Below are 19,577 nucleotides of genomic sequence, written 5' to 3'. Positions count from 1 at the left end.
ATGCAATCTGCCGTCTCCGTCAAGGACCTGAAGATCGCCTATGGCGACCATACGGTGATCGAGAAGCTGTCGATCGATATCGCTCCCCGGGAATTCCTGGTTCTGCTCGGCCCTTCCGGCTGCGGCAAGTCAACGCTTCTGAGCGCCATTGCAGGCCTCCAGGACATTACATCAGGCGAGGTGTGGATCTCAGGCAAGAACGTCAGCTGGGAGGAGCCGAAGGACCGCGGCATCGGCATGGTCTTTCAGTCCTACGCGCTCTATCCACGCATGTCGGTTCGCAAGAACCTGTCCTTCGGCCTTCGCGTCGCCGGTCTGCCGAAAGCCGAGATCGAGGCCCGCGTCGCCCGCACGGCCGCGCTCCTCCATCTCGACACGCTGCTCGACAGGCGCCCTGCCGAGCTGTCGGGCGGCCAGCGCCAGCGCGTCGCCATCGGCCGGGCGCTGGTGCGCGAAGTCGATGTTTTCCTTTTCGACGAACCGCTGTCGAACCTCGATGCCAAGCTGCGCAACGAATTGCGCGTCGAGATCAAGAAGCTGCATCAGCGCCTCGGCAACACTATGATCTACGTGACCCATGATCAGGTAGAGGCGCTGACGCTTGCCGATCGCATCGCCATCATGCGCGACGGCGTGATCCAGCAGCTCGCTTCGCCGGCTGAGATCTATCGCCGCCCGGCCAATCTCTTCGTTGCCGGTTTCATCGGCGCGCCGGCAATGAATTTCATCGAAGGCAGGATCGAGCGCGCCGCCTCCTCACCGGTCTTCCGGAGCAAGGGGCTCGCCGTCGATCTCTCCGGCTATTCCTTTAGCGCAGGCGCGGCGGAAGGACCGGCAACGCTCGGCTTTCGCCCTGAGCATCTTGTGCTCGATAGGGCGGTAAGCAGCCTGCCCATCATTCCCGGCTGTGTTTCCGTCGTCGAGCCGATGGGTTCGGACGCCGTCGTTTGGTTTGACTGGGCGGATCAAAGCCTCTCGCTGAGGCTGATGGGCGACGTCACCCTGCAGCCCGGCGATGCCCTGGCTCCCGGGCTCGATATCGCCAAGGCGTCGCTCTTCGGCGCCGACGGATCGCGGCTGTGATGCCTCGTCCCTTTGTTTTCCCGCAATTGCCGGCGCGTTGCGCGCGGTTTTGAGCAATTGCTCCAGGACAGGATTTGGAAATGTCTGAGATTGTCTACGATGCGCTGGTGATCGGCTCCGGCGCGGCGGGTTCCTTCGCGGTCAAAGAGCTGACAGCGCAGGGCCTTTCGGTGCTGCTTCTCGAGGCCGGCCCCGCTGTTGGGCCGAAGGATTTCGATCCCGCCCGCAAGAAGGCGCCTGCAAGCAGCATCAATATCTGGGAGCGTGCGCGGGCGACACTCAAGGGCCAGCCGATCCAGGCGCGGGCGGCGTTTTTTACCGAGCGCTTCAGCCACTTCTTCGTCAACGACCGCAAGAACCCCTATACCACGCCGAAGGGCGAGCCTTTCCTCTGGATCCGTGGCCGCCAGGGCGGCGGCCGCCTCCACAGTTTTGGCCGCGTGCTGCTGCGCTGGACCGATGATGATTTCAAGATCCGATCACGCGCCGGAAAGGGCGTTGACTGGCCGGTCTCATATGGCGAATTGGCGCCTTTCTACGACGAAGTGGAGACTTATCTCGGGCTCTACGGCAACAAGGACGATGTGCCGACCCTGCCGGACGGCGTCTATGCGAAGCCGGCAAGCCTGACGCCCGCCGAACAGATCTTCAAGCAGGCGGTCGAAAGCCGCTGGCCGGAAAGGCACGTTGTCTCCTGGCGCTACATCGCGCCGGATGCCGAACGCATGCCGCGACCGCTGCGGGAAGCCAAGGCCACCGGCAGGCTGACAGTCCGCTACGATGCCGTCGTTCGCCGCATCACCACGGACGGGAGAACCGGACGTGCCACCGGCGCGGAGTTCACCGATCGCAATACCGGACAAGTATCGACGGCCCGCGCCGCGACGGTGGTTCTCTCCGCCTCGCCGATAGAGAGCGTGCGGCTGCTCTTGAATTCGGCTTCGGCAAAACATCCGGATGGGCTCGGCAACAGCTCAGGCGCTCTTGGCCGCTATTTCATGGACCAGCTTCCGTGCCTCGCCTTCGGTTCCTTTTCGCAGGCGAAGGGCTGGGCGCCCGATGGCTCCGCCCCGACGGATCCGTTCTACAATCCATCAGGCGGGATCTTCATTCCCCGCTTCGGTGAGGGCGACGCTGCCCGCGGCGATTTCGACTACCAGGGAAGCGTCGGCCGAGCGCCGGTCTCCGGCGACGCTGATGCGCGTCTCGCCTTCTTCGGTTTCGGCCGCATGCTGCCCTATGCCGACAATCGCATTACGCTTGATGTCAGGCGCAAGGACGCCTGGAACATTCCCGTTGCGCATATCCGCTGCGTGATGCAAGCGGAGGAGCAGGCGCTGCTTCGCCGGCAGGAAGAGACGCTGATCGCCATGATCAGCGAGGTCGGAGGCGATCTTGAATTCATCGGTTCGCCCACCGGCCTCAAGGAGATGGGCAAGGGCGCCTTTCCCGAGGCCGATGCCTTCAGCCGCTTCATGTTCCGCAGTTGGTTCCGCAAGACCATGTGCATGGGCGCGGCAATCCATGAAACGGGCGGCGCGCGCATGGGTGAAACCCCGGAAGCTTCGGTGCTCAACCCCTACAACCAGGTCTGGGATGTCCCGAACCTGATTGTCACCGACGCCAGCGCCTTCCCCGGCAGCGGCATCGCCGGCACCACACTCACCGTCATGGCTCTGACGATCCGCGCCTGCCGGAATCTTGTCTCGCAATACCGGACAGGACAGCTGTAGCTGCGCCTCAGCGGCTGTACTGCAAGATCGTTCACGCCGCTTTGGCGTCCCGACGCTCGGCAAGGATCTGTTCGAACAGGTCCATGGTGACAACCGGGCCGACGGCTGTGCCTGCCGCGGAGGCATGCGCAAGGTGAGCGACCGCGTCCGCATTGCCAATGGCAAACACACCCGGCCTGCTGGTCCGGCCTTCCCTGCCGGTCTTAGCTTGCCTCAACGTTCTGCGAAGTCGATGAGATCGGTCTCGCCAGCAACAAAGGCTGCGAAATCGGAAGACGATGCGTTTTCGCCTGGCTTATTACACCCGATGTAATTGAGGGCATTCCCCCTCCCGCGATATCAGTGAACGGCCTTCCTGCAGGAGGAACATTCCAGTCCTCAAACAGAAGCGGCCAATCCGGAGGATGTCGACGGCCAAACCGCTGTCAACCGTACGAGGCGGCCGAGGAGAACGACGATGACGACGGTGAACTTTACCAAGCGAGAGCCCCCGGAATGGCTGCTGGCTTTCTGGAAAGAAATCGATGACAAGACCTTCGGCGAAGGCTTCGATTGCCTGGCGCAAAACGCCACCTGCAATCTCGGCGTCGCCGACTGGAAGGGGCGGGAGGCCATTCGCGAGAACCTGCGCGCTTTCATCGATACGGGTTTTTCAGCGCTTCACGATGTGACGGAATATTGGGACGGCGGCTCGCTTAAGATCTTTCGCGGCACTGTCACCATGACACCCGACGAGAAGGCGCAACCGGTCGTCAAGCCTGTCATGACACACTTTTTCTACATGGACGAACGAGAACCTGCCAAAGTTGGTCGCTGGTACGGGTCTGTCGGCCCCGTTGCATTTTAATCCACAAATCGCTGGCGGGAGCGCTATTGCCCGCCAGTTACCAACGGGACGGATAACGGAGACCGCCGGAAGATGAGCTCGACGCACAACCGTTTAAGCAGAGCGCCGACCGAGCTTGGGGCGCAGTTGCGTGCCTGGCGCGGCACGCGAGGCAAGAGCCAGTTGGCACTCTCGCTCGACACCGGCATATCGCAGCGCCAAATCAGCTTCATCGAAAGTGGCCGGAGCACGCCTGGCCGCCACAATCTGCTGCATCTCGCCGACGCCCTGGATGTGCCGTTCCGGGAGCGCAATACGCTGCTGCTCGCCGCCGGCTATGCGCCTATTTATGCAGAAAACGGTATCGACGATCTTGAAATGAAAAGCGTCACGGATGTGCTTAAACGCATGCTTTTTCAGCATGAACCATTTCCGGCCGTGGTGATGGACCGGTATTGGAACGTGGTGATGGCCAACGATGCGACGCAGCGCTTCTTCAATTGCTTCATCGACATGGCAGCACGGGAAAAACCGCGCAATCTGCTGCATCTGATATTCGATCCGGCCGGTTTGCGGCCCTTCATTCCGAACTGGGAGGAAACGGCAAGAAGCCTGATGGCGCGGATATTCAGGGAGTCCGTCGGCCGCGTCATCGACATGCGCACCAAGGCACTGATCGACGCGCTGCTTGCCTATCCGGATGTGGATAGTGCCTGGAAGGTCTCCACGACAGCGGACAGCACACCCGTCATCCCCTTGTCGTTCATGAAGGATGGGCAGCTTCTAAGTTTCTTCTCGCTGGTGACGACGGTCGGCACCGCACAGACAATAACGACCCAGGAACTGAGGATCGAATGCATGTTCCCGTTGGATGATATCACCGAGATAGAATACGCCAAGCTGATGAAACAGGCCGATGCGCGTCAGCGCCGGACCGTGACGTGAGCGACCACGGCCAAGGCAGAGCGCCGATGGTCCACCATCGCTACTTGAACCGTCATACAAACTTCGCAGTGACATGCTCCTGTCAAAAAAAGCAGGAAGGAAAAGCCCATGTCTCAAAACCATCAGGACCAACTCAGCCGGATAAAGGCCGAAATCGCCGACAGCTTCGATGAAGAGCTGGAAATGCAGATGGAGGAAGACCGGCTGGACGATCTGGTCGCCGAAGGAATGTCGGAAGCGGCGGAGCCGACGCTCGAGCGAAAGACCTACTTCCGGGAACTGTTTCGGCTGCAGCACGAGTTGGTGCGGCTGCAGGATTGGGTTCAGCACACGAAGTTGAAAGTGGTGGTGCTTTTCGAAGGCCGCGATTCGGCCGGCAAGGGCGGCGCGATCAAGCGGGTGACCCAGCGGCTCAATCCACGCGTCTGCCGGACGGTTGCGTTGCCCGCCCCGACCGAACGGGAACGCCATCAATGGTATTTCCAGCGCTATGTCCCGCATCTTCCCACAGCCGGCGAAATGGTGCTCTTCGACCGAAGCTGGTACAACCGCGCCGGTGTCGAGCGCGTGATGGGCTTCTGCACCCCTGATGAACTCGAGGAGTTCTTCCGCTCGGTGCCTGAATTCGAGCGGATGCTGGTCCGTTCCGGAATCGTGCTGATCAAATACTGGTTTTCGATCACCGACGAGGAGCAGGAATTCCGCTTCAAGATGCGTATCCACGATCCGCTGAAGCAATGGAAGCTTTCACCGATGGATATGGAAAGTCGCGTCCATTGGGAGGAATATACCAAGGCCAAGGAAGAAATGCTGGCGCGGACGCACACCAAGGATGCACCCTGGTGGGTGGTGCAGGCGGTAGACAAGAAACGGGCGCGTTTGAACTGCATCGCCCATCTTCTCGAACAAATCCCGTACGAGGATGTTCCGAAACCGGAAATCGAGTTGCCGGATCGCATCCGCCATGCCGATTACAACAGGGCGCCGGTTGCGTCTGAAATGCTCGTGCCGGAGCGCTATTGAAGGCATAACCATACCGGCCTTCCCGGCCGGAGATGACGAGCGGATTTCAGCGTCGCTGACGCTTTCGGCTCCGCCACACCACGTGTGAGCGTGGTGTGGCGGTAGCTCGCGGCCTTTGAATGCGATCAGGCGGCGATGTTCCCGATCTGGTTGAGTTCGTCGACAGCCTCATCCGGCAGAACAAGCGCGGCAGCGGCGAGGTTCTCCTTGAGGTGGCCGACGGACGAGGTGCCGGGGATCAGCAGGACGTTCGGGGCGCGGCGCAGCAGCCAGGCAAGTGCGACCTGCATGGGCGTAGCATCAAGGCGTGCGGCGACATTAGACAGGCTGGACGACTGCAGCGGTGTGAAGCCGCCGAGCGGGAAGAAGGGCACATAGGCGGTGCCCTCGCGGGCGAGCTCGTCGATCAGGCGATCGTCGGCCCGATGCGCAAGATTGTACTGGTTCTGCACGCAGACGATCTCGGTGATCCCGCGCCCTTCGGCGATCTGCTTCGCTGTGGCGTTGCTTAAGCCCAGGTGACGGATCAGTCCCTGCCGTTGGAGATCGGCAAGCACCGTCAGGGGTCCTTCGATCGAGCCTTCGGCAGGGCCATGCACGTCGAACATGAGCCTGAGGTTGACGACGTCAAGCACATCCTGACCTAAGTGACGAAGATTGTCGTGGACTGCCGCCGTCAGTTCTTCTGGCGAAAAGGCCGGAATCCATGATCCATCCGCGCCGCGCCGTGCGCCGATCTTGGTGACGATGACGAGGTCGTCACGATAGGGATGGAGCGCTTCACGGATGATCCGGTTGGTGACGTGCGGACCATAGAAATCGCTGGTGTCGATGTGGTTTACGCCGCTTGCGACAGCCTCGCGCAGCACCGCCAAGGCCGCGCCGTGATCCTTGGGCGGGCCAAACACGCCGGGCCCGGCAAGCTGCATGGCGCCGTAGCCGAGCCGTTTGATGCTGCTGTCGCCGAGATTGAAGGTGCCGGCCTGATCGATGGTGGACATGAACTCACTCCTTTCAAGAGTCGACGCCAAGATAGGCGTTGTCGGCGCGCCTGATAATTCGTTACAATCCGCACAGGCTGTGCGGAGTGGCGAACAGTGAAAGTCGATTTGGGTGATCTGAATGCCTTCCTTGCCGTGGCGCGGGCCGGTGGTTTTCGCGAGGGCGCGCGTGCAAACGGCGGCAGTGCTTCCTTCCTCAGCGAGGCGGTGCGTCGGCTGGAGGCCGAGCTCGGTGTGAGGCTGCTCAACCGCACGACACGCAGCGTCGTGCCGACCGAAGCCGGCAAGGGCCTGCTGGAACGGCTCGGCCCTGCCTTGACCGAAGTGGAGTCCGCACTCGATGTGGTCAACGGATATCGCGACAGGCCGGCCGGTGCGTTGCGGCTCAATGTGCCGGTCAGCGCGGCGCGGCTGGTGCTGCCCGCCATCGTTCCGCCATTCCTCGCCGCCTATCCCGACATTCGGCTGGAGGTGATCGCCGACGAGAGCTTCGTCGATGTGCTTGCTGCCGGGTGCGACGCCGGCATCCGCTATGACGAGCGGCTGGAGCAGGATATGATTGCCGTGCCGATCGGCCCGCGTGTTCAGCGCTTTGCCACCGCCGCCTCCCCTGACTATCTCGACCGCCATGGCCGGCCGCAACATCCGAGCGATCTGCTCGGCCATGCCTGTCTGTTGGGCCGCTTTGCCAGTGGTGTGCTGACGACGCCATGGGAGTTCGAACGAGATGGCGAGGTGGTGCGGGTCGAACCTTCAGGACCATTGATCGTCAGGGTCGGCGGCGCGACCGATCTTACCGTCGATGCAGCGATATCGGGCACTGGGATCATCTGCGTTTTCGAGGACTGGCTGCGCCCGTATATTGACAGCGGCGCTCTCGAGCCAATTCTCGAACCCTGGTGGCAGCGGTTTTCCGGGCCATTTCTCTATTATCCTGGACGGCGGCTGGTGCCAGCGCCGCTGCGGGCCTTCATTGATTTCGTCAAGGCCTCGGCCAAGCAGGCTTGAAGAGCGCTGCGATCCGTTAAAGCTTGACCTCGGCGTTGTCGCCCATATCCGGTTTGCTGTTCGAGACCGCTGCAGCTGCCATTTTGATATAGCTGATGATGGTGCCCGGGCTATCCCAATATTCCGCCGAGGACGGGGTAATCTTGAGGATGCGGATGGAGGGATCGTCGGGATTGTCCCACCACGCCTTGGCCGGCGTTGCCCATAATTCCCTGATCTTCTCGCGATCGTTCTGCACCTCGGCCGTCCCAGACACGGAAACATATTTCTGTCCCTTGGTGTCGGCAAAGGCCAGGCACACATTTGGCCAGTGGGCGATCTCGTCGTCCTTGTGGCTGGCCACATCCGTCAGAAAATAGACCGCATTCTCCATCTGGGCGGTATAGGCGGACATCGGGCGGGCGCGCAGATCGTCACTGCTGCGGGTCGTCAGCATGCAAAACCCTATTCTGTCGATCAGCTCCCACACCCGTGTCGCATCATCATGCTCGGCCATCGTCATCTCCATCTGTGCAAAAGACGAAATAACCGTCTGCCGGCGCCGATGTTCCCGTGGTTCATCCCGCCAATTCCCGCAATCGATCGACAGGCGGGATGGAATGTTCCTGCTGCCTGCGTTTATCCTCAATGCACGCTTGGGGTTTCCATGACCATGGCGAAGTCCTCAGCGACCAGTTCACTGACGGCGATCAGGACCTCCTCGCGGGAAAAGCCCGACGTCAATGCGCGTTGGATCAGATCCTGCAGATCCGGCTCCACGACATCGCGGCAATCCTCGAGGCGTTCTTCTGAAACGGTGAGGCTATTGAGTTCGTCCATTGTCTGTCCTTTCCGGGGAATGTTGTCGTCGAAGCCTGGGAAGGCCGGCCGGGATGGCCCGTTAACGGGCGGCCGTCCGCTTCGGCCCGGCGATCAGGCCTTCACGCTGCAGCTTCTTGCGTGCGGCTTTACGGTGCCGACTGATCGCCTGCGCCTTTTCCCTGACGCGTCGTTCGGAGGGCTTCTCATAGGCGCGCCGTTCCTTCATTTCGCGGAACAGCCCTTCGCGCTGCATTTTCTTTTTCAAAACCCTGAGGGCCTGATCGACGTTGTTTTCTCTGACGAGTACCTGCATTTCGAATTCTCCTATGTAAGGGACGCTCAGCCGAGCTGCTCGGCGATGAGCGCCCGCAACTCGCGGCGGGTGAGAAGGCAGGGTGATGGCTTCCAAGTCTTGGCAGCGCGGCGGACGGCCACGTCACCCTCACGCGAGTTCACCACCGCAATCGCAGTGGCTGTATTTGTGTCGTTCAAAAAGAAATCCTTATACCGGCCATTGCCGGCTTCATCGATCGTTGTGGATTTGACCATCGCGCTGCCTCAAGGGCATGCGCCGATTCAGCCGATGTACAAGCGTCTCGTTCCCAAGCCGGCGACGGCTTCGATTTCCGCTTTAGCCCTAAAATAGTTGGCGGAGCGCGCGATTGCAACAGCTGACCCCGATGGCTCGGTTTAACGGCCGGAATCATCCTTAGATATATTCATTGCCGATGTTCAAGTTAGCCGGGTATAGATTCGGTAAAATTTTCTTCAATTTGGTGTGAAAACGAAATTATTCGCCCAGGAATTAAGCAACGCCCATATCGGTTACGAAATTAACCTTTCGTTAAATAACCCATTGACTTGCAGTATTAATAGGTTGTTAAAGGAGCCGCTCGCTGAGGTCGAAACTGACCCGTCTATAACAATTTGAGGAGAGAGCGATGGCTTCGCCGATACACGCAACTGATGATAGTGCAACATTTCTAGAAACTGACGTTATTTCCGGAAATCTCCTTTCCAACGATACATCCGATAATGGCCACCTTTTCCTGCGCGCCTTCGACGGCGAGACCGTTGGCGCCAAAAGCGGCAACAGCCAGATCACCGAAATCCATGGCGACTACGGCACGTTCTTCGTCAAGCCGGACGGCAGCTACACCTATGTCCTGAGCGATGCTGCCAAGATTGGCTTCGCCAACGGCGAATCGTACCAGGAAAAGGTTTCCTACAAGATCTCCGACGGCAGCGGTCATACCGACGTCGGCCTGTTCACCCTGAACATTCAGGGCGTAACCCAGGTCAAGCCGATCGCAGTTGACGATGTCTACAGCTTCACCGAAGGCCATGCCATCGGCGGCAACGTTCTGGACAACGACATTGCCGGCGACAACGGCAAGATGTTCCTCCGTCAGTTCCTGACCACGAAGGTCGACGGCAACCCGAGCGCAACCACCGACGTCGCCGGCACCTATGGTACGTTCCATGTCAAGTCGAACGGCGAATTCACCTACGAGCTGACGCACGATATCGCTGCTGGCGATCATGTCACGGAAGTTCTGCGCTACTACAAGATCTCCGATGGTGACGGCCACACGGACACTGCCAAGGTGACCCTCAACATCACCGGCACGGATGCTCTTCCCCATATCGCTTGATCAATAGATCAGCATGACACAACGCCCGCCGCGCAATCGGCGGGCGTTTTTGCATCTCCGCCTCTCTTGATGCGGGGCCTGGCGGCACCTGACATATTCGGTCGATATAATTCTTTTTAGCTAGTTCTTATAAATGCCGGGGAGGCGTAGTCTCGAAGTTCGGAGGATACGCCCTTGACCGAACACATCGAACCCAAGCAAATTGAGACCGATGAGCTGACGAAAGTCTGGTCCGTTACCGAGTTCTGCGCTCGCCATCGAATAGATACCGAGGAACAAGCGCTGTTGCTCAAACTTTTCGGACCGTTCGCGACAGCCTGCGAACTACTCCACAATGCCAGGCGCGCGCCGAGGTTCAGATAAACCTCCCTTCATTCCTTCGATGATCTTTTCACAAATGCCGGCAAAGTCAGCCGGCAAATGAGACTGCGCCAGGAATGTATTGATTGGGTGAGGCTCGTTCGCTTGGCGGATTGCTTTCCCCGATTGCTGAAATGAGTGCGGCGCCGTCCTCTGCGACCGGGGCCTCCCCGAAAAGCGGAAATGACAAGCCGTTTTCACGCCCGATACGACCTCGCGAGACTTTCCCGGCGTTTCCGCCCCGCGGGCGATTCCTGAATTGCTCCTCACTCTCTGCACAAAATCTGCAATCCGGCGCGGCATCTTCCTGCCATGAACCAGAACGACATGCCGCCCCGCGTTATACCTCCCACTTTGCCGGACCGCCTTCGCAACGACGGTTGGTGGCTGACGGAGACGTGCGGGACACAAGGCCCGCCTTCCCATGCGAGTTCCGCAGTCATGCTCATGACGATCGAAAAGCCGCATCTACGAGAGGAGCAGCAATGGACACAACAGATATCCTGACGGAAGCAATGCCGATGAGGCGGGGCAGTGGCCGGATGACCGGGCTGTTGGCGCTCGTGGCGCTTTCAGATTTTCTGATCTTTGGCCATGAACCCGGGATAAATATCTTCCTTTTTGCGCTCGCCGTCTGCGCCGCCACTTTGCTTTCGGCCAGCAAGAGACCTCGGCTTTCCCAAGCGATCATGTTGCTCGGCTTTTCGGTTCTGGCGTCGGCGCCGCTGCTGGAATCGCCTTCGCTTACGGGCATTGCCTTTTGCCTCGGCGCCCTGATGTCGGTTGCGCTCGTCAGCGCCAGGCTCCTGCCGCGTCGCCTGTCCGCCCTGCCCCTGGTTTTCTTCCGTTTCGCCCTTGTCGTTCCCCTGCGGCTTGCCGAGGATATCAGGAAATATCTTGCGACACCGGGGAAACGTTACTCTTTCGCCGGAACCCGACAGAGCATCGCCCTCTGGATCATGCCGCTCATTCTTGCAGCGGTCTTCGTATCTCTCTTTGCGGCGGCCAACCCACTTATCGAGATCGCTCTGCGCAGCATCGATTTTGCCGTTCTGCTGCAGTTCCTCGATCTCTGGCGGATCGGCTTCTGGATGATCGTCGCTATTGTGGTTTGGGCGATGTTGCGGCCGCGCCTCAAGCGCCGCGGTGCGAGGTCGCAGGCCGCCAGGGCCTTCATGATCGTGCCCACCAGAAATGCGCCGCTCGGTTATGCCTCGTTGTTGCGGGCGCTCGTCCTGTTCAACGCGCTCTTTGCCGTGCAGACGCTCCTCGATCTCGTCTATCTCTGGGGCGGCGCAGATCTGCCCGATCACATGAGCCGTGCCGAATATGCTCATCGCGGCGCCTATCCGCTGATTGCGACAGCGCTTCTTGCCGCCGGTTTCGTGCTGGTCGCTATGCGGCGCGGTGGTCCCGGCGATCACAGCCCGCTGATCCGCGGCCTCGTCCACACCTGGATCGGCCAGAATATTCTGCTTTGCCTGTCGTCGATGCTGCGGCTTGGGCTTTACGTCGAGGTCTATTCGCTGACGGAATTGCGTGTCGCCGCCGGTCTCTGGATGGGCCTCGTCGCCATCGGTCTTTTCTTGATCCTGCTGCGCATTCTGCTCAGCCGATCCAACGAGTGGCTGATCGCGATGAATCTCGCCTCTCTGCTTGTCGTCGTCTACATCAGCGCCTTCATTGATTTCCCTGATATTATCGCCCGCTTCAATGTCGCCCACAGCCAGGAAATCACTGAGGAAGGTCCACCGCTCGATCTCGATTATCTCTCCTCGCTTGGCCCTTCCGCCATTCCGGCGATCGATCTCTATCTCCACATGCTGCCGGATCAGCTGATCGACAAGAGGAATCAGGCACTGGCGATTCGGTACTATCTCGTCAGGGACTTCGCGCGGCGCCCGCACGACTGGCGGAACTGGACCTTCCGGGCAGCGCGGCTGGAGACCTATCTTCTGTCTCCTGCAGCCATTGCAAAATAGAACGAGAACGATAACAACAGGCACGACAAACAACGCAGGACTGGTGGATGGCGCCCCGAATTCTCGTCGTCGATGACGAACCTCACATCCGCGATGTGATCTGCTTCGCCCTCGAGCGTGCCGGCTTGACACCGACGGCGGTCCGCAGCGGAACCGAGGCGATGACGGCATTCCGGCGCGCCAACATCGATCTCATCATTCTCGATATCGGCATGCCCGATATGGATGGTCTGGAAGTGTGCCGCCAGATCCGCAAGACATCGGGATTGCCGATCCTGTTTCTTTCCGCACGCGACGAGGAGATCGACAGGGTGCTGGGGTTGGAAATCGGCGGAGACGATTACGTCACCAAACCGTTCAGCCCGCGCGAACTCGTCGCCAGGGTCAAGGCGATCTTGAAGCGCAGCGGCAATGAACCCGCGCCTGAAAGGCGTCACGCCATCTTTATCGCCGGCGAACTCAGCCTCGATCGCCACGGCAGGACGGTCATGTTCGGCGACAGGGCCATCACGATGACGGCGCTCGAATTCGCCATCCTGGACGCATTGTTGTCACGCCCCGACATGGTCTTCAGCCGCGAACGACTGATGGAGGCGGCCTATGGCGCTGGAACCTATGTCGCCGACCGAACGATCGACAGTCATATCCGCAACATCAGGGCCAAGTTCCTGGCGGCCGGCGGCCAGGGGATCATCGCGACGGTTCACGGCATCGGCTTCAAACTCGGCGGTGAAATCGGGAGGAATGCCTGATGCCGGTACCGAAAGTCAGGATGAAATGGCGCCCGACGCTGGCGCTGATCGTCTATGTCGTGCTTCTCGCCGTCATGGCGCTGCCGATCCTGATCGTCATCTGGTTCCGCGCCGTGGAAGTGAGTTCGAACCGGATGGCGCCGGCGGAAATGGTCGCCCTCGCCGTCGTCTTCATATTGACGCTCGGCGTCGCCTATGTGCTGACGCGCACCATCACCGGCCCGATCGACGCCTTGATCGCCCGCACGGAAGAGATCGCCCGGGGCGGTAAGCGGGCGATCCGGCCGCTGGACAGCTATGGAACGCGCGAGATCGCCGTCCTGTCGCAGAGCTTCCTCGATCTCGCCGGAAGACTGGTCGATCGCACCGAATATGTCCGCTCCTTTGCCGCCCACGTCTCCCACGAACTAAAGTCGCCGCTGACGGCGATCCGCGGTGCGGCGGAGCTTTTGCGCGACGACGATGCCGAAAAGGCGATGACGAAGGCGCAGCGTTTGCACTTTCTCGATAATATCGTCGTCGATGCAGCTCGGCTCGACGCGCTGTTGCTGCGGCTGAGGGAGCTTGCCCAAGCAGAAATCCCTCTAGCCGAGGGCAAAAGCAGCATCAGGGACATCCTGTCCTCGCTGCGCCGGCAATTTCCATCCCTCGATATCTCCGGTAAAGGCGATACGGACATATCGGTTGCTCTTCCCCGAGAAGCAGCCGGCATCGTTTTTGCCAATCTCGCCGAGAATGCCTTTCAGCATGGCGCCACGCTATTGGAACTCAGCGCGTCAGCCGATGTCCGGACAACCGTTGTTCTTGTCCGAGACGACGGCGGCGGTATTTCCGAGGCAAATCGCCAACATGTCTTTCAGCCGTTCTTTTCAACCCGCCGCGAACAGGGCGGCACCGGCATGGGTCTCGGCATCGTTCGCGCCATGCTGAGCTCCCATGGCGGTACGATCCGCCTGCTGCCGACGACCGGCGCAGGTGCCGAGTTCGAAATCACCATGCCCGTGTAGTTCTCGCAGGGTTGGGAACACGTGTGCGCAGTCCTGAACCCAAACGCCATCGCCGCATGCGGATTAGCTTCCAGGCTTTATCGCTGTCAACGCAGCCTGCGCGATGACCTCTGCAATGCGTTCGGAGAGTGCCGGGTCGGAAACGGCGCGCGCGAGGGTAACACCGCCACTCAGCATGGCGAGGAGCAGGATCGCCTGGTCTTCCCGCACAATGTCGGATCGGCCGTCTATCTCCGGCAGGCCGGCGGCGACTTCTTCGACGAGGCGTTTGATCTCTGCCGTATAAGCGCTTCGCGTTTCATCGTCCGCACGCATCACATCGGGCGAAAGGCTCGGCAGAGCACAGCTCTCGCCCAGATCGCAGGTTCTTTTATAACCGAGATAGTAGCCGACGAAGGTCGTCAGCCAGTCTTTCGGTTGATTGGTCTTCAACGCGGCGATTCCTTGCCGCAGTTCTTCGAGGCCTTCCAGCACGGCTGTGCGAAAGGCTTCGGCCTTCGACTTGAAATGTCCGTAGAAGGCGCCGTTTGTCACGCCGGCGGCCTTCGTCAGCGCATCGATACCGGCACCGCCATAGCCGTCCTTGCGGAAGATCTGTCCTGCGGCTGCGAGGACGCGGGCGCGGGTTTCTGATTTGTGTTCGGCGCTATAACGCATGAATGCCTCAATAAGAGTGAACGCTCTTTATTGCTTGCTAAGAGAGCGATCGCTGTGTATCTATAAAGAGTGATCGGTATATCACAAGCGGTCACGATTCAAAGAGGGAGATATCCGATGCCTATCACACTCACCGTTCCGGAAGGCCTGCTCTCGCCGGAGGCCCAGGCGCAAGCCTTTGCCGGCTTGACGGACGCGTTGCTCGATGTAGCCGGTTTGACCGGCAATGCCTTCATGACCGCCAATGTCATCGGCACGATCAACGTGCTGCCGCGCGAGCACGTGCTTGCGGCGGGAAAGCCGATCGCTGCGGCATTCGTCGAACTCAAATTGCCGGAGGTCGCGCTGGTAAGCGCCGAAGCGAAACAGGCCTTCATCGAAAAAGCGGCCGATGTCGTCGAACAGGCCGCCGAAGGCCGGCTCAAGCGCGATCATATTTGGTCGAACATCGTCTACGCGCCCGAAGGGGCGTGGGGAATCGCCGGCCACAGCTACAGCAATGCGGATTTCGTCGGCGCCATCCAGGGCACGGCCGCCGCGTTGTAAGGGTCGCGGTGCATGCGCGGAAATCTCAGACCTGATTCAGCAATGCGTCGCCATCCGGCGGCGCGACGGAGCGAGATCATGCAGCTTGCCAACTATCTATTCTTTTCCACCCGCTGCGAGGAGGCGCTGGCCTTTTATGCCGAATGCGGGCTTGGCCGGGTCACGCAATTGAAGCGCCACGGCGCGGACGGAATGCCCATTGCCAGCGAAGCTATGCGGGGCAAGGTGATGCACGCTCGCTTCGAAGGGCTTGGTGTCTTGTTCTTCGCCTCGGACAATCACGATGCGGAGCCGATGCGAGGCTCCGCCCACATGTTGATCTTGGATGACCGCGACAGGACCGACGGGCTTTTCGCCCGGCTCGCCGAAGGCGGCAAGATAACGACACCGCTCGCGGTCCAGCCATGGGGGAGCTATTACGGCAAACTCACGGATCGTTTTGGTGTCCAGTGGATGCTCGACTGCTTGGCGTGAGCATATGCCGCTCATGGGCGATATGCTTCGCTCTCCTCTCAGTGTCTGGCCATTATCGTGTCGTATAGCCGCCATCGATCACCAGCACTTCGCCGGTGACATAGCTTGCCGCTGCCGAGCAGAGGAACAAGGCGGCCCCCGCCACCTCTTCCGGCTGCCCGACCCGTCCCATCGGGGTCATGCTGCGCCAGGTCGGGAACCAGTCGGGATTGGCGATGCCGCCGCGCGACAGATCGGTCTCGATATAGCCCGGCGCAATGGCGTTGACGCGAATATTCTCGGCGGCAACTTCGCTGGCGAGGCTCTTCGTCATCATATGAACCGCCGCCTTGGAGGTGTTGTAGGCGACCTGGTTCTGGGGAATGTTGGAGACGATGCCCGACATCGAGCCGATATTGAGGATGACACCGCCGCCCTGACGCCGCATGGGGGCGAGTGCGGCGCGGCAGGCGCGGAAGACGGCGTCGACATTGACGGTCATGATCTCGCGCCAAATCGCGTCGGAGAACGCGCCGCTGTCGCCATGAATGGCGATGCCGGCATTGTTGACGAGGATGTCGAGCTGGCCCGCCCGTAGGAGCGTCTCCGTGACGAGCGCGTCGGCGGCATCGTCTTTCATCAGGTCGGCGGCGACGAAATCGCAATCGACACCGGCCTTGGCGAGCCTGTCCTCCGCCGCTGCATTGCGCGTCCTTCCCGTGATGAGGACTTTGGCGCCAGCCTCGCCGAGCGCCTCGGCGATGGCAAGCCCGATGCCGCGCGTGCCGCCGGTCACCAGCGCTACCTTTCCATCTAAGCGAAACCTATCGAAGATCATCTCCGTTTCCTTCCGTGATTTTCAGAGCCGGTACAAACGCGTCAGATATCCGTGCTCTGCGGCAGGATGACGAGATCGCGGATCGTGATGTTGCGCGGACGCGTCAGCATGAAGAGCACCGCTTCGGCCACCTCCTTCGGCTCCATCAGGCCGCCGGCGGCAAGTGCTTCATCCAACTTCTCCTGCGGCCAGTCGCTGAGAAGGGCCGTGACGACTGGGCCTGGAGCGACGGCGCCGACGCGCAAGCCATGTTTGGCCACCTGTCGCCTCAGTGTATGGACGAATGCCTGAACCGCATGTTTCGAGGCCGTGTAGATCGGCTCCCAGACGACGGGGATCAAGCCGGCGACGGAACTGGTGAGGATGATATCTCCGGTCCTGCGTTCGACCATGTGCGGCAGCACGGCATGCACCGAGCGGAAGGCGGCATTGACGTTCAGGTTGAGCATCCGGTCCCACGCGTCGGGGTCGCCGCCCAGTACCTCGCCGCCGATATAGGAGCCGGCATTGGCGTGGAAGATATCCAACTGGCCTGCCTTCTTCAGAATCTGCGGCATCATCCCTTCGACGCTTTTCGGATCGGTTAGATCGATGACCAACGGAATGGCGTTCGCGTCGAGTTTCGAGCAGATTTCCTTCAATGCCTCCTCGTTACGATCGACCAACACCACCTGGGCGCCGGCGGCAAGCAGGGCCTTGGCGCATTCGAGGCCGATACCCGATGCCGCTCCGGTGACGGCCGCGACTTTTCCAGACAGATCCTGTCTCATTTTCTTCCTCTGCTTTCTTGATGGGTTTTAGGCCCGGCCGTGCGAAATCCGCGATCGGCGTGCCAACGAGTCGACGATGACGGCGACGGCGAGAACGGCGCCGGTGATCATGTATCGAAGCGATGACGACAGATCGAGAAGCGTCAGCCCGCTGGCGATCGACTGAATGACGATGATGCCGAGAAGGGCTGAATAGGCGCTGCCGCGCCCGCCGAACAGGCTCGTGCCGCCGATGACCGCCGCAGCGATGGCGTTGAGATTGACGTCGCCGGTGCCGGCCTGCTGACTTGCTGTCGCCAGCCGGGCAGCTGAAAGCACGCCGCCGGTTGCCGCAAGCAACGCGCATATGACGAAGGCGCTCGTATAGATGCGCGAGACGTTGATGCCAGAGCGGCGGGCGGCCTCCCTGTTGCCGCCGACGGCATGCATGGAGCGTCCCCATTTGGTGCGCATCAGCGCATAGTTCATGACGGCAACGAGCCCGACGAAAAGGCCGAACATCCATGGAACGCCGCGCGACTGGTTGAGATAGAATGCGACAGCTTCCAAAGCGGCCGTGATGATGACGGCGCGAAGGAGCAGCCCGCGGGCCGATTTTGCCGACAGGCCGGCTGCCCGCCGGCGCGCCGCCGTGCGGTAGCTGGAGAAGAAGAATGCAATGCCGGCAAGGGCTACCAGCAGATAGGCGATCGGGTCCGGCATGACCATGATCTGGCCGAAACTCACGAGCCAGGAACCATAGGGCAGATTGATCGAACCGGTCGCTCCGAGGATATAGAGCTGCAGGCCGAGAACCGCGAGCAGCCCGGATAGGGTGGAGACGAAGCTCGGCATGCCGAAGCGGTTGAACAGGAAGGCGTAGAGAGAGCCGATCAGAGCGCCGACGACCATGGCGGCGAGGACCGCCAGGACCACTGGCCAGCCCTGGTTGACCCAGAAGACGCCGACCAGTGCCGAGGCGAAGCCGCTGACCGAGCCGACGGAAAGATCGATCTCGCCCACCATCAGGATGCAGACGATACCCAGCGAGATGACGCCGACCGTCGAGCAGTCGAACAGCATGTTGACGAGATTGGCGCTGGAGAGAAACACTGGATTGAGCGCCTGGAACACCGTCCAGATGATTGCCAGGCCGACAATGACCGGCAGCGAGCCGAGGTCGCCGGCGCGGATGCGATCCCAAAAGGCGCGGATCGAGCCGGCAAGACTATCGTCATGGCGCACTCTTTCGTCACGCCGGTCGAGGAGCGCAGGTGCTGCCGGTTCATTCTGGATGGTCTTCATCATGGCCTGCCCTCCTCGTTCTGCTGGCTTTGCGCCTGGCGGCGCGACGCGCGGCGGGAGACGGAATTGTTGGATGCGCCGGTGATCGCGCTGACGAGCTCTTCGTTGGAAGCATCGGGCAGCAGAGTGCCGTTGTTGCGGCCGAGCCGAAGGACGACAATGCGATCGGCAACGGCGCGCACATCCTCCATATTGTGGCTGATCATGATGACGGCGAGTCCGCGTTCCCGTACGCGCTCGATCAGATCCAGCACTTCGGCGGTCTGGGCGACGCCAAGCGCTGCGGTGGGTTCGTCGAGCATGATCAATTTCGGCTCGAGCAGTAGCGATCGGGCGATCGCCACGGTCTGGCGCTGTCCGCCGGACAATGAGGCGACGGGCTCGCGTACGCTTGGGATTCGGGCCGAAAGCTCGTTCAAAAGCTTCCAGGCACGGATCTCCATGGCGACCTCATCGAGCTGGAAAGGATTGAGCTCCTTGCCGAGAAAGATATTGGCGACGACATCGAGATTCTCGCAAAGCGCCAAATCCTGAAAGACGGTTGCAATGCCGAGCCCGAGGGCAGCACTTGGGCTCGGCAGATTGACTGGCTCACCCTCAAACAGGATCGCGCCTGAGCTTGGTTGGTGTACACCGGCCAGGATCTTGACCAGCGTCGATTTGCCGGCGCCGTTGTCGCCGACGAGTGCCACGACCTCGCCGGCATGGACATCGAGTTCGATATCGGTGAGTGCCGACACCGCCCCGAAGTTCTTCGATATTCCGCGCAGGCTGAGGACGGGCTGGCGGGAAGGGTCAAGAGTATGAGAGGTTTCAGACATCGCCTGGCCTTTTGGAAAAAGCGAAACGGCAA

Annotated in this window: 23 protein-coding genes; 13 read left to right on the top strand and 10 right to left on the bottom strand. The window is 60.6% G+C overall.

Annotated features, from left to right (window positions below; translation table 11 throughout):
• The 5 genes from HJB83_RS04755 (at window position 1) to ppk2 (ending at window position 5,610) form a co-directional block, all read left to right on the top strand.
• Entirely contained in the window at window positions 1-1,083 is a 1,083-nt protein-coding gene (locus HJB83_RS04755) for an ABC transporter ATP-binding protein (RefSeq protein ID WP_207585043.1), read from the top strand.
• An 80-nt stretch (window positions 1,084-1,163) separates the two neighbouring features.
• Window positions 1,164-2,816, top strand: a complete 1,653-nt coding sequence (locus HJB83_RS04750) for a GMC oxidoreductase (protein WP_221131339.1) — start codon at window positions 1,164-1,166, stop codon at window positions 2,814-2,816.
• 457 nt (window positions 2,817-3,273) lie between these two features.
• On the top strand, window positions 3,274-3,663 hold the full coding sequence (locus HJB83_RS04745) for a nuclear transport factor 2 family protein (RefSeq protein ID WP_207585045.1): 390 nt from the start codon (window positions 3,274-3,276) through the stop codon (window positions 3,661-3,663).
• A gap of 72 nt (window positions 3,664-3,735) precedes the next feature.
• Window positions 3,736-4,587, top strand: a complete 852-nt coding sequence (locus tag HJB83_RS04740; protein ID WP_207585046.1) for a helix-turn-helix domain-containing protein — start codon at window positions 3,736-3,738, stop codon at window positions 4,585-4,587.
• Between the two features lie 108 nt (window positions 4,588-4,695).
• The gene (gene ppk2, locus HJB83_RS04735) at window positions 4,696-5,610 is read left to right on the top strand and encodes a polyphosphate kinase 2 (protein ID WP_141335705.1); all 915 of its coding nucleotides are present in this window, start codon (window positions 4,696-4,698) and stop codon (window positions 5,608-5,610) included.
• Between the two features lie 125 nt (window positions 5,611-5,735).
• On the opposite strand, the gene HJB83_RS04730 is transcribed toward ppk2, so the two are convergent.
• The gene (locus HJB83_RS04730) at window positions 5,736-6,611 is read right to left on the bottom strand and encodes an aldo/keto reductase family oxidoreductase (RefSeq protein ID WP_207585047.1); all 876 of its coding nucleotides are present in this window, start codon (window positions 6,609-6,611) and stop codon (window positions 5,736-5,738) included.
• 96 nt (window positions 6,612-6,707) lie between these two features.
• Here HJB83_RS04730 and HJB83_RS04725 point away from each other — a divergent pair, with 96 nt between their 5' ends.
• Window positions 6,708-7,619 carry a LysR family transcriptional regulator gene (locus tag HJB83_RS04725; RefSeq protein ID WP_207585048.1) on the top strand — a complete coding sequence of 304 codons (912 nt, stop codon included), beginning with the start codon at window positions 6,708-6,710 and terminating at the stop codon, window positions 7,617-7,619.
• Between the two features lie 16 nt (window positions 7,620-7,635).
• Here HJB83_RS04725 and HJB83_RS04720 read toward each other — a convergent pair whose 3' ends face one another.
• The 4 genes from HJB83_RS04720 to HJB83_RS04705 all read right to left on the bottom strand — a co-directional run bounded on the left by HJB83_RS04720 (window position 7,636) and on the right by HJB83_RS04705 (window position 8,969).
• Window positions 7,636-8,115: a pyridoxamine 5'-phosphate oxidase family protein gene (locus tag HJB83_RS04720; RefSeq protein ID WP_207585049.1), complete on the bottom strand. Its 480-nt coding sequence runs from the start codon at window positions 8,113-8,115 to the stop codon at window positions 7,636-7,638.
• 128 nt (window positions 8,116-8,243) lie between these two features.
• Window positions 8,244-8,438 carry a hypothetical protein gene (locus HJB83_RS04715; RefSeq protein WP_116409581.1) on the bottom strand — a complete coding sequence of 65 codons (195 nt, stop codon included), beginning with the start codon at window positions 8,436-8,438 and terminating at the stop codon, window positions 8,244-8,246.
• A 61-nt stretch (window positions 8,439-8,499) separates the two neighbouring features.
• Window positions 8,500-8,733, bottom strand: coding sequence for a 30S ribosomal protein S21 (gene rpsU / locus HJB83_RS04710; RefSeq protein ID WP_207585050.1), 234 nt, complete (start codon window positions 8,731-8,733; stop codon window positions 8,500-8,502).
• A gap of 26 nt (window positions 8,734-8,759) precedes the next feature.
• Window positions 8,760-8,969, bottom strand: coding sequence for a hypothetical protein (locus HJB83_RS04705; RefSeq protein ID WP_207585206.1), 210 nt, complete (start codon window positions 8,967-8,969; stop codon window positions 8,760-8,762).
• Window positions 8,970-9,361: 392 nt separating this feature from the next.
• Between HJB83_RS04705 and HJB83_RS04700 the strand changes: the two genes are divergently transcribed.
• The 5 genes from HJB83_RS04700 (at window position 9,362) to HJB83_RS04680 (ending at window position 14,176) form a co-directional block, all read left to right on the top strand.
• On the top strand, window positions 9,362-10,075 hold the full coding sequence (locus HJB83_RS04700) for an Ig-like domain-containing protein (protein WP_207585051.1): 714 nt from the start codon (window positions 9,362-9,364) through the stop codon (window positions 10,073-10,075).
• A gap of 174 nt (window positions 10,076-10,249) precedes the next feature.
• Window positions 10,250-10,438: a hypothetical protein gene (locus HJB83_RS04695; protein WP_207585052.1), complete on the top strand. Its 189-nt coding sequence runs from the start codon at window positions 10,250-10,252 to the stop codon at window positions 10,436-10,438.
• 482 nt (window positions 10,439-10,920) lie between these two features.
• Window positions 10,921-12,417, top strand: coding sequence for a DUF4173 domain-containing protein (locus tag HJB83_RS04690; protein WP_221131338.1), 1,497 nt, complete (start codon window positions 10,921-10,923; stop codon window positions 12,415-12,417).
• Window positions 12,418-12,464: 47 nt separating this feature from the next.
• On the top strand, window positions 12,465-13,169 hold the full coding sequence (locus HJB83_RS04685; protein WP_207585054.1) for a response regulator: 705 nt from the start codon (window positions 12,465-12,467) through the stop codon (window positions 13,167-13,169).
• Window positions 13,169-14,176 (top strand): HAMP domain-containing sensor histidine kinase, encoded by a 1,008-nt coding sequence (locus HJB83_RS04680; protein ID WP_221116825.1) that lies wholly within the window; start codon window positions 13,169-13,171, stop codon window positions 14,174-14,176. Before HJB83_RS04685 ends, HJB83_RS04680 begins: the two co-directional genes overlap by 1 nt.
• A gap of 63 nt (window positions 14,177-14,239) precedes the next feature.
• Here HJB83_RS04680 and HJB83_RS04675 read toward each other — a convergent pair whose 3' ends face one another.
• Window positions 14,240-14,833, bottom strand: coding sequence for a TetR/AcrR family transcriptional regulator (locus HJB83_RS04675; protein ID WP_221116826.1), 594 nt, complete (start codon window positions 14,831-14,833; stop codon window positions 14,240-14,242).
• Window positions 14,834-14,950: 117 nt separating this feature from the next.
• Here HJB83_RS04675 and HJB83_RS04670 point away from each other — a divergent pair, with 117 nt between their 5' ends.
• Together HJB83_RS04670 and HJB83_RS04665 are read left to right on the top strand one after the other, a co-directional pair.
• Window positions 14,951-15,379, top strand: a complete 429-nt coding sequence (locus HJB83_RS04670) for a Tautomerase enzyme (RefSeq protein ID WP_207585057.1) — start codon at window positions 14,951-14,953, stop codon at window positions 15,377-15,379.
• 78 nt (window positions 15,380-15,457) lie between these two features.
• A complete protein-coding gene (locus tag HJB83_RS04665; protein WP_221131337.1) occupies window positions 15,458-15,853 on the top strand; it encodes a VOC family protein in 396 nt (131 codons plus the stop codon).
• A gap of 52 nt (window positions 15,854-15,905) precedes the next feature.
• On the opposite strand, the gene HJB83_RS04660 is transcribed toward HJB83_RS04665, so the two are convergent.
• Genes HJB83_RS04660 through HJB83_RS04645 form a run of 4 tightly spaced genes read right to left on the bottom strand, consistent with a single transcriptional unit; the run spans window position 15,906 to window position 19,545 of the window.
• A complete protein-coding gene (locus tag HJB83_RS04660; RefSeq protein WP_207585059.1) occupies window positions 15,906-16,670 on the bottom strand; it encodes an SDR family NAD(P)-dependent oxidoreductase in 765 nt (254 codons plus the stop codon).
• A 41-nt stretch (window positions 16,671-16,711) separates the two neighbouring features.
• Complete coding sequence (locus tag HJB83_RS04655) at window positions 16,712-17,440, bottom strand: SDR family oxidoreductase (protein WP_207585060.1); 729 nt, start codon at window positions 17,438-17,440, stop codon at window positions 16,712-16,714.
• 27 nt (window positions 17,441-17,467) lie between these two features.
• Entirely contained in the window at window positions 17,468-18,727 is a 1,260-nt protein-coding gene (locus HJB83_RS04650) for a sugar ABC transporter permease (RefSeq protein ID WP_221131336.1), read from the bottom strand.
• Window positions 18,724-19,545 (bottom strand): ATP-binding cassette domain-containing protein, encoded by an 822-nt coding sequence (locus tag HJB83_RS04645; protein ID WP_207585062.1) that lies wholly within the window; start codon window positions 19,543-19,545, stop codon window positions 18,724-18,726. The genes HJB83_RS04650 and HJB83_RS04645 overlap by 4 nt, the downstream gene beginning before the upstream one ends.
• Between the last annotated feature and the right edge of the window lie 32 nt (window positions 19,546-19,577).

It is taken from the genome of Rhizobium sp. NZLR11, from assembly GCF_019685115.1.
GTDB lineage: Bacteria > Pseudomonadota > Alphaproteobacteria > Rhizobiales > Rhizobiaceae > Rhizobium.
This window is presented reverse-complemented; position numbering and strand designations above follow the sequence as displayed.